Here is a 7,209-nt window from a genome sequence, read left to right on the forward strand (position 1 = left end):
GCTGCTGGTCCGCCTCGACGCGTCGGGCGGCACGCTGGCGGACGCGGCGCGGCTGCTGGAGGCCCCGGTCCTGCTGGTGGCCCCGGCCGGCCTGGGCACGCTGAACACGACGGAACTGACGGCCCGTGAACTGCGGTCCCGCGGTCTGGATCTGCTCGGTGTGGTGATCGGCAGCTGGCCGGCCCGTCCGGATCTGGCCTCCCGCTGCAACCTCGCCGATCTCCCCCTCGTGGCCGCCGCCCCGCTCCTCGGCGCCGTCGGGAAGGGCGCCGAGGAGCGGGGCGGCGGCCACGAGGGGGAGATCGGCGAGGTTGCAGCGGGAGGCCAGATCCGGACGGGCCGGCCAGCTGCCGATCACCACACCGAGCAGATCCAGACCGCGGGACCGCAGTTCACGGGCCGTCAGTTCCGTCGTGTTCAGCGTGCCCAGGCCGGCCGGGGCCACCAGCAGGACCGGGGCCTCCAGCAGCCGCGCCGCGTCCGCCAGCGTGCCGCCCGACGCGTCGAGGCGGACCAGCAGCCCGCCCGCGCCCTCCACCAGCACCAGGTCGTGCTCGGTGGCCAGCTTGGCGGCGGCCTCGGCCACCTCGTGCGGGCGCACCGGCGCCCGCCCGGCCCGCAGGGCCGCCGTGGCGGGCGCCAACGGCTCGGGATAGCGGGCCAGTTCACGCGCCGTCACCGGACCCGCCAGCCGTGCGGCCTCCTCGGCGTCCCCGCGCTCGTTCGGCCCCACGCCCGTCTGCGCGGCCTTCAGCACGGCCACCGACCGTCCCGCCGCGACGGCCGCCGCGGCGACGGCGGCCGTCACGACCGTCTTGCCGACCCCCGTCCCGGTCCCCGTGACCACCAGTACCGGCATCTCAGCCCTCCCGCGCCGCCGCGCACACCGCGCGCGCGATCCGCGCCACGTCCTCGTCGCCGGTGACGTACGGCGGCATCGTGTACACCAGGTCCCGGAACGGGCGCAGCCACACGCCCTCGCGCACGGCCGCCCGTGTCGCCGCGGCCATGTCCACCGGATGGTCGAGCTGGACGACGCCGATGGCGCCCAGGACCCGTACGTCCCGCACACCGGGCAGGTCCGCCGCCGGGGCCAGCCCCTCCCGCAGGCCCGCCTCGATCCGCTTGACCTCCGCACGCCAGTCCTGGCCGAGCAGCAGCTCGGTCGACGCGCACGCCACGGCCGCGGCCAGGGGGTTTCCCATGAACGTCGGCCCGTGCGCCAGCACCGGCACCTCGCCCCGCGAGATCCCGTCCGCCACCCGTGTCGTGCACAGCGTCGCCGCCATCGTCAGATAGCCGCCGGTCAGCGCCTTGCCCAGGCACATCACATCCGGTGTCACCCCGGCGTGCTCCGCCGCGAACAGCGCGCCGGTGCGCCCGAACCCGGTCGCGATCTCGTCGAACACCAGCAGCACGTCGTGCGCGTCGCACACCTCGCGCAGCACCCGCAGATAGGCGGGGGAGTGGAAGCGCATCCCGCCCGCGCCCTGCACCACCGGTTCCACGATCACGGCGGCCAGCTCGTCGGCGTGCCGCCGAACCGTCCTTCGCAGATGGTCGGCGTACGCCTCCTCGTACCCGGCCGGCGGCGCGTCCGCGAACACCTGGCGCGGCAGCACACCGGTCCACAGCTCGTGCATCCCGCCCTCGGGGTCGCACACGGACATCGGGTGCCAGGTGTCGCCGTGGTAGCCGCCCCGCCAGGTCAGCAGCCGCCGCTTGTCCGGACGGCCGAGCGAACGCCAGTACTGCAGGCACATCTTGAGGGCGACCTCGACCGACACCGAACCGGAGTCGGCGAGGAACACATGCTCCAGACCGTCCGGCGTGATGTCGACGAGGAGCTTGGCGAGCCGGACGGCCGGCTCGTGCGTGAGCCCGCCGAACATCACATGGCTCATCCGTGCCAGCTGCTCCCGGGCGGCCTCGTTGAGCACCGGGTGGTTGTAGCCGTGGATCGCCGCCCACCACGACGACATGCCGTCGACCAGCTCGCCCGAGCCGTCCGCGAGCCTGAGCCGCACCCCGCTCGCCGACTCCACGACGAGCGGTTCATGACGGCCGGGCATGGGCCCGTACGGGTGCCACACATGCCGCCGGTCGAGCTCCAGCAGCCCGGCCACGTCCAGCACGCCCGAAGGAGACGGCTCAGGCATTGGGCGCGACGTCCGTTCCTGCGCCCCGGCGGCGCACGGCCACGAGGTCCGTGCGCGGTGTGCTCGCCGAGGGGACGGGGGACGCCGGGGTCCCGCACGCGCCGCCCTCGTGGCAGCCTCCCGGAACCCGGTGCTCCGGCAGCGTCACCTGGTCCGCGCCCTCCACCTCGAACCCGGCGTCCGCGATCATCTCCAGATCGGCCCTGCCGGCCTGGCCCTCGCTGGTCAGATAGTCCCCGAGGAAGATCGAGTTGGCCAGGTGCAGGGCGAGCGGCTGCAGGGTGCGCAGATGCACCTCGCGGCCGCCCGCGATCCGCACCTCCACGTCCGGGTGGACGAACCGCACCATCGCCAGGATCCGCAGGCAGCGCTGCGGGGTCAGGTTCCACTCCTGGGCGAGCGGCGTTCCCTCGAACGGGATCAGGAAGTTCACCGGTACGGAGTCGGGGTTCAGCTCGCGCAGCGCGAAGACCACGTCGACCAGGTCCTCGTCGCTCTCCCCCATCCCGGCGATGAGCCCGGAGCAGGGGGACAGACCGGCGGCGTGCGCCTTGTTCACCGTGTCCACCCGATCGGCGTAGGTGTGGGTGGTGGTGATGTCGCCGTACATGCCCTCGGAGGTGTTGAGGTTGTGGTTGTAGGCGTCGGCCCCGGCCTCCCGCAGCCGCTCGGCCTGGCCCTCGGAGAGCAGCCCGAGACAGGCGCACACCTCGACGCCCTCGTGCTGCTCCTTGATGGCCCTGATGGTCTTCGACACCCGCTCCACGTCACGGTCCGTCGGACCGCGTCCGCTCGCCACCAGACAGACCCGCTTGGCGCCGCCGGCCAGCCCGGCCGCCGCGACCTCGGCGGCCTCCTCGGGCTTCAGCCAGGTGTACTTGAGGATCCCGGCCTTCGAGCCGAGACGCTGGGAACAGTAGGAGCAGTCCTCGGGGCACAGGCCCGACTTGAGGTTGACGAGGTAGTTGAGTTTCACCCGCCGGCCGAACCAGTGGCGGCGCACCTTTCCGGCCGCGGCCACCACGTCGAGCAGGTCGTCGTCGGAGGTGGCCAGCACGGCCAGAGCTTCCTCCCGGGTCGGCGGCTCGCGCCGGAGCCCCTTGTCCACCAGCGTGTTCAGCAGGTCCATGGAAGCCGATCCTGTCCTATGCGTCCGTCCTGGGCCAACAAGAGTCTGCACAACTCCTGGCGCGTCGACGTGTGGGTATGACCACAGGCCCGGGGCGGCCGGTCCCACGGACGGGGCTCCTTGCCGCCCGGTAGGGTCTGGGCACTGCCCGCGGAGGACCCCGGAGGACCCATGGCGTTCGACTGGATCGAGGAGCAGGCCCGGGCGCGCCGGCGGGCCGGGCTCGTACGGACGCTGCGGCCCCGCCCCGCCGACTCGCCGCTGCTGGACCTCGCGAGCAACGACTACCTGGGGCTGGCCCGCCACCCCGAGGTCGTGGCGGGGGCCGCGGAGGCGGCGCGCGTCTGGGGCGGCGGCGCGACCGGCTCCCGGCTGGTCACGGGCACCACCGAGCTGCACGCCGAACTGGAGCGCGAGCTGGCCGGCTTCTGCGGTTTCGAGGCGGCCCTGGTCTTCTCCTCCGGGTACGCCGCCAACCTCGCCGCGGTCACCGCGCTCGCCCCGCACGGCTCGCTCATCGTCTCCGACGCGGGCAATCACGCCTCGCTCATCGACGGCTGCCGGCTGGCCCGGGGGACCACGCAGGTCGTCGGACACGCCGACCCAAAGGCCGTGCGCAAGGCGCTCGGCACCCACGAGGGGCCGGCGGTCGTCGTCTCCGACACGGTGTTCTCGGTCGACGGCGACGCCGCCCCGCTGGCGGAGCTCGCCGCGGCCTGCCGGGAGCACGGTGCCGGCCTCCTGGCCGACGACGCCCACGGGCTGGGCGTGCTGGGGGCGGGCGGCCGCGGCGCCGCGCACGCGGCGGGGCTGGCGGGCGCCGACGACGTGGTCGTCACCGTCACGCTGTCGAAGTCGCTCGGCAGCCAGGGCGGAGCCGTCCTGGGGCCCGCACGGGTGATCGACCACCTGGTCAACGCGGCCCGGACGTTCATCTTCGACACGGGTCTCGCCCCCGCGGCCGCGGGGGCGGCCCTGGCGGCGCTGAGGCTGCTGCGCCGCGAACCGGAGCGGGCGGCGCGCGCCCGCGAGGTGGCGGGCGAGCTCCACGCACGCCTGACCGCCGCGGGTCTGCACGCGGTGCGTCCCGACGCCGCGGTGGTCTCGGTGCGCGCGCCCTCCCCGGAGGAGGCCGTGCGCTGGGCGGCCGACTGCCGTGCGGCCGGAATCGCCGTGGGCTGTTTCCGTCCTCCTTCCGTGCCCGACGGCATCTCACGGCTGCGGCTGACCGCCCGCGCGGACCTCTCCGGGGCGCAGATCGAACGTGCTGTACGGGTGATCGGCGAAACGCGACCGTGAGTCGGCGTGACACGGCCGTGCGCCGGATGCGGAACCGGCCGGACCGTGTCTCAGAGGCCGTGCGCCGCGGCCGTGAAGGCCGCCCAGCTTCCGGGGGAGAACAGCAGCGCCGGCCCGTCGGGGGCCTTGGAGTCGCGCACGGCGATCAGCCCGGCCCAGGGTCCCGCGGCCGGCCGGGCCGTCTCGACGCAGTTGTTGGCTCCGGTGCTGTGGCTGCTGCGCTGCCAGCGCACGCCGTGCAGAGCGGTGCTGGAGGGTACGTGCCGAGGCAGAGCGGACATGGTGCCTCCTTACGTGACGAGCGGTGGTGCGCCGTCAGGTGCCGCGGCGCATCCGGGTGATGAAGTCCAGCGACTCCTCGGGCGGAAGAGCGCGGCTTCGAAGAGTGTCGAAGGCCTTGGAGTAGGCCTCCAGGTCTTCTTTCCGCTCGAGGTGGAGGCTACTCGTCAGGTGGTCGATGACCACCACGTCCAGGTCGGAGGTGTCCGAGAACGAGAAGATGACGAAGGGACCGGTGATGCCGATGTGCTCCCCGGTCGCGAACGGCAGCACCTGGAGCCGTACATGGGGCAGCTGTGCCGCTTCCGTCAGCCGTTCCAGCTGGCGTGCCATCACCGCGGGGCCGCCGACCTCCCGGTGCAGCACGGCCTCGTCCAGCACCACGTCCAGCTTCAGCGGCGGCTGGGCGCGCAGCACGTCCTGGCGGGCCAGTCGCACCTCCACCAGCGCCTCCAGCCGGTCGCCGTCGAGCCCGTCCAGGGCGGCCCGGGTGACGGCGCGCGCGTATTCGGGGGTCTGCAGCAGCCCCGGGACGACCGAGGTCTCCAGGGTGCGCATCACGCTCGCCTGTGACTCCAGACTGATGAAGTCCCGGTAGGTCGGCGGCAGTACGCTGCGGTAGGCGTGCCACCAGTGGTGCCGGCCGCCGTCGTCGTCCAGCCCCGCCAGCACCAGCAGCAGCTCGCGCAGCTGGGCGTCCCGGACGGCGTACGCGTCCAGGAGTAACCGCACGTCGGACGGCTTCACCCCGCTGGCGCCGGTCTCGATCCGGCTGACCTTCGACTGGTGCCAGCCCACCAGCCGGGCCGCCTGACCGCTGGTGAGACCCGCGCCGGTGCGCAGTGCGCGCAGTTCGGCGCCCAGTTTCCGGCGGCGTACCGCGGGACCGTGCTGCATGGACTGCTCCTCACTCCTTGAACGCTCCACAAGGCCCGCCCCCCGGAGGGGCTGTTGGCGCAGAGTTCACCGCATCGAGCGACAGATATATGCATATCTGGTGGATCGCCGCGTGAGACCGGTGCGGTGATGGCAGTCTGGCGGCGAAGCACCAGTCCGGGACCGTACTCGAACCATCCGCTCCGTGTCGGACTGCGATCCCCTGGGAAAGGGCCGACGTCGCCATGGCAGACCACCTGGAAGCATCCGTCACTCTGCCGAGCGAGCCCGCCTCGGTCTCCACGGCCCGCGGTTACGCGGTGAGCACTCTCGAGGAATGGGGTCTGCCGCCGGACACGGACACCGCCGAGGCCGTCCGGCTCATCGTCTCCGAGCTCGCCACCAACGCCGTGCAGCACACCCGCGGGCAGTCACCCACCTTCACGGTGGACCTCGTCCTCGTGCGGGACGAATGCCTGCGGATCGGGGTGACCGACAGTCACCCGAAGTTCCCGAAACGCCTGCCGGCCGCCGTCCAGCAGGACAACGGCCGGGGCCTGGTGATCATTCGGTGGCTCGCCGCCGAGCGCGGCGGCAGACTGACCGTCCGGCCCACCCGGGAGGGCGGCAAGACGGTCTGCATCGAGCTTCCGTGGGCGGTCCCGGCCCGGCCGGTCACGGCCACGGGACGGCGGGAGCCGTAGCGCGTGAGGAGTGCGGGTGCGGTGACGCACCCCGGGGCGCCGTCACCGCACCCGGGCGGGTCAGCGGACCCGGCCGTACCAGACGTTCTTCGTCCAGATCTTCTGCAGCTTGACCACGTCCCCGGTCTTCGGGGCGTGCCAGATCTTGTTCCCGCCGGCGTAGATGCCGACGTGGTAGACGCGTGAGCCCGAGTGGAAGAACACCAGGTCGCCGGCCTGGCGGTTCTTCGCGGGGATGTGGCGGGTCTTGTTGTACTGCTGGGCCGCCGTGCGGGGCAGCTTCTTGCCCGCCTTCTTGAACGAGTACAGCGTGAGGCCGGAGCAGTCGAACCTCCGGGGCCCGGTGGCGCCCCACTGGTAGGGGGCGCCCTTCTTGGACGCCGCGACCTTGAGCGCCTTCATGCCGGGTGTCGCGGCCGCGGCCTCGGTGGCCATGCCGGGAGCCACGATCGAGCCGCCCACGGCGGCCAGGGTCAGGGCCGAGGCCGTACCGGCCCGGGCCATCAGCGACGGGACACGATTGAACGTGGTCATGCTCAACCCTTCGTCAGCCGCCTGTGAAGGATGACCTGTCGGATTCGGGCTGGCGAAGTTGCCCGGCCGCGTCGCCGCGGCTTCACCCCAAGGGTCGCCCGGCCCGGCCACGGCGTGGCCGTTCCGGCGACCCGTCGTGCTTGGGTCCTCCACTCCTGCCGATCCACTTGTGTCGACCGGTCATCCGGGCGGCGGCAGGATTCGGCGTCCGCCCGGACCGCCCCGCCGC

At 73.1% G+C, this 7,209-nt stretch carries 7 protein-coding genes, 2 pseudogenes and 1 riboswitch; of the genes and pseudogenes, 3 read left to right on the plus strand and 6 right to left on the minus strand.

What is annotated here, in order from left to right; genetic code table 11:
• Positions 1 to 76 precede the first annotated feature (76 nt).
• Positions 77 to 193: pseudogene (locus CCN35_RS30275) on the plus strand (dethiobiotin synthase); the annotation flags it as partial.
• A gap of 57 nt (positions 194 to 250) precedes the next feature.
• On the opposite strand, the pseudogene bioD reads toward CCN35_RS30275, so the two are convergent.
• From bioD to bioB, 3 genes and pseudogenes are all read right to left on the minus strand, one after another.
• A pseudogene (gene bioD / locus CCN35_RS20630) lies at positions 251 to 859 on the minus strand (dethiobiotin synthase); the annotation flags it as partial.
• 1 nt (position 860) lies between these two features.
• The gene (locus CCN35_RS20635; protein WP_067392384.1) at positions 861 to 2,159 is read right to left on the minus strand and encodes an adenosylmethionine--8-amino-7-oxononanoate transaminase; all 1,299 of its coding nucleotides are present in this window, start codon (positions 2,157 to 2,159) and stop codon (positions 861 to 863) included.
• The gene (gene bioB, locus CCN35_RS20640) at positions 2,152 to 3,288 is read right to left on the minus strand and encodes a biotin synthase BioB (RefSeq protein ID WP_067392381.1); all 1,137 of its coding nucleotides are present in this window, start codon (positions 3,286 to 3,288) and stop codon (positions 2,152 to 2,154) included. Before bioB ends, CCN35_RS20635 begins: the two co-directional genes overlap by 8 nt.
• A gap of 171 nt (positions 3,289 to 3,459) precedes the next feature.
• Between bioB and CCN35_RS20645 the strand changes: the two genes are divergently transcribed.
• Positions 3,460 to 4,587 carry an 8-amino-7-oxononanoate synthase gene (locus CCN35_RS20645; RefSeq protein WP_067392379.1) on the plus strand — a complete coding sequence of 376 codons (1,128 nt, stop codon included), beginning with the start codon at positions 3,460 to 3,462 and terminating at the stop codon, positions 4,585 to 4,587.
• A 50-nt stretch (positions 4,588 to 4,637) separates the two neighbouring features.
• Here the strand turns inward: CCN35_RS20645 and CCN35_RS20650 are convergent, their stop codons facing one another.
• Both CCN35_RS20650 and CCN35_RS20655 read right to left on the minus strand, forming a co-directional pair.
• Complete coding sequence (locus CCN35_RS20650) at positions 4,638 to 4,868, minus strand: DUF397 domain-containing protein (protein ID WP_067392376.1); 231 nt, start codon at positions 4,866 to 4,868, stop codon at positions 4,638 to 4,640.
• Between the two features lie 34 nt (positions 4,869 to 4,902).
• Positions 4,903 to 5,763 carry a helix-turn-helix domain-containing protein gene (locus tag CCN35_RS20655; RefSeq protein ID WP_067392373.1) on the minus strand — a complete coding sequence of 287 codons (861 nt, stop codon included), beginning with the start codon at positions 5,761 to 5,763 and terminating at the stop codon, positions 4,903 to 4,905.
• A gap of 224 nt (positions 5,764 to 5,987) precedes the next feature.
• On the opposite strand from CCN35_RS20655, the gene CCN35_RS20660 reads away from it, so the two are divergent.
• Positions 5,988 to 6,446, plus strand: a complete 459-nt coding sequence (locus CCN35_RS20660; protein WP_067392368.1) for an ATP-binding protein — start codon at positions 5,988 to 5,990, stop codon at positions 6,444 to 6,446.
• Between the two features lie 60 nt (positions 6,447 to 6,506).
• Here CCN35_RS20660 and CCN35_RS20665 read toward each other — a convergent pair whose 3' ends face one another.
• Positions 6,507 to 6,980 (minus strand): C40 family peptidase, encoded by a 474-nt coding sequence (locus CCN35_RS20665; RefSeq protein WP_067392362.1) that lies wholly within the window; start codon positions 6,978 to 6,980, stop codon positions 6,507 to 6,509.
• A 2-nt stretch (positions 6,981 to 6,982) separates the two neighbouring features.
• Positions 6,983 to 7,188: riboswitch (cyclic di-AMP (ydaO/yuaA leader) on the minus strand.
• Positions 7,189 to 7,209 lie beyond the last annotated feature (21 nt).

Origin of the sequence: Streptomyces thermovulgaris (assembly GCF_002155915.1) — a bacterium.
Lineage (GTDB): Bacteria > Actinomycetota > Actinomycetes > Streptomycetales > Streptomycetaceae > Streptomyces > Streptomyces thermovulgaris.

Bases quoted from the DNA above. Each gene is read 5' to 3' on its own strand.
- CCN35_RS20635 (WP_067392384.1), bottom strand. From the start codon at position 2,159: ATGCCTGAGCCGTCTCCTTCGGGCGTGCTGGACGTGGCCGGGCTGCTG.
- bioB (WP_067392381.1), bottom strand. From the start codon at position 3,288: ATGGACCTGCTGAACACGCTGGTGGACAAGGGGCTCCGGCGCGAGCCG.
- CCN35_RS20645 (WP_067392379.1), top strand. From the start codon at position 3,460: ATGGCGTTCGACTGGATCGAGGAGCAGGCCCGGGCGCGCCGGCGGGCC.
- CCN35_RS20650 (WP_067392376.1), bottom strand. From the start codon at position 4,868: ATGTCCGCTCTGCCTCGGCACGTACCCTCCAGCACCGCTCTGCACGGC.
- CCN35_RS20655 (WP_067392373.1), bottom strand. From the start codon at position 5,763: ATGCAGCACGGTCCCGCGGTACGCCGCCGGAAACTGGGCGCCGAACTG.
- CCN35_RS20660 (WP_067392368.1), top strand. From the start codon at position 5,988: ATGGCAGACCACCTGGAAGCATCCGTCACTCTGCCGAGCGAGCCCGCC.
- CCN35_RS20665 (WP_067392362.1), bottom strand. From the start codon at position 6,980: ATGACCACGTTCAATCGTGTCCCGTCGCTGATGGCCCGGGCCGGTACG.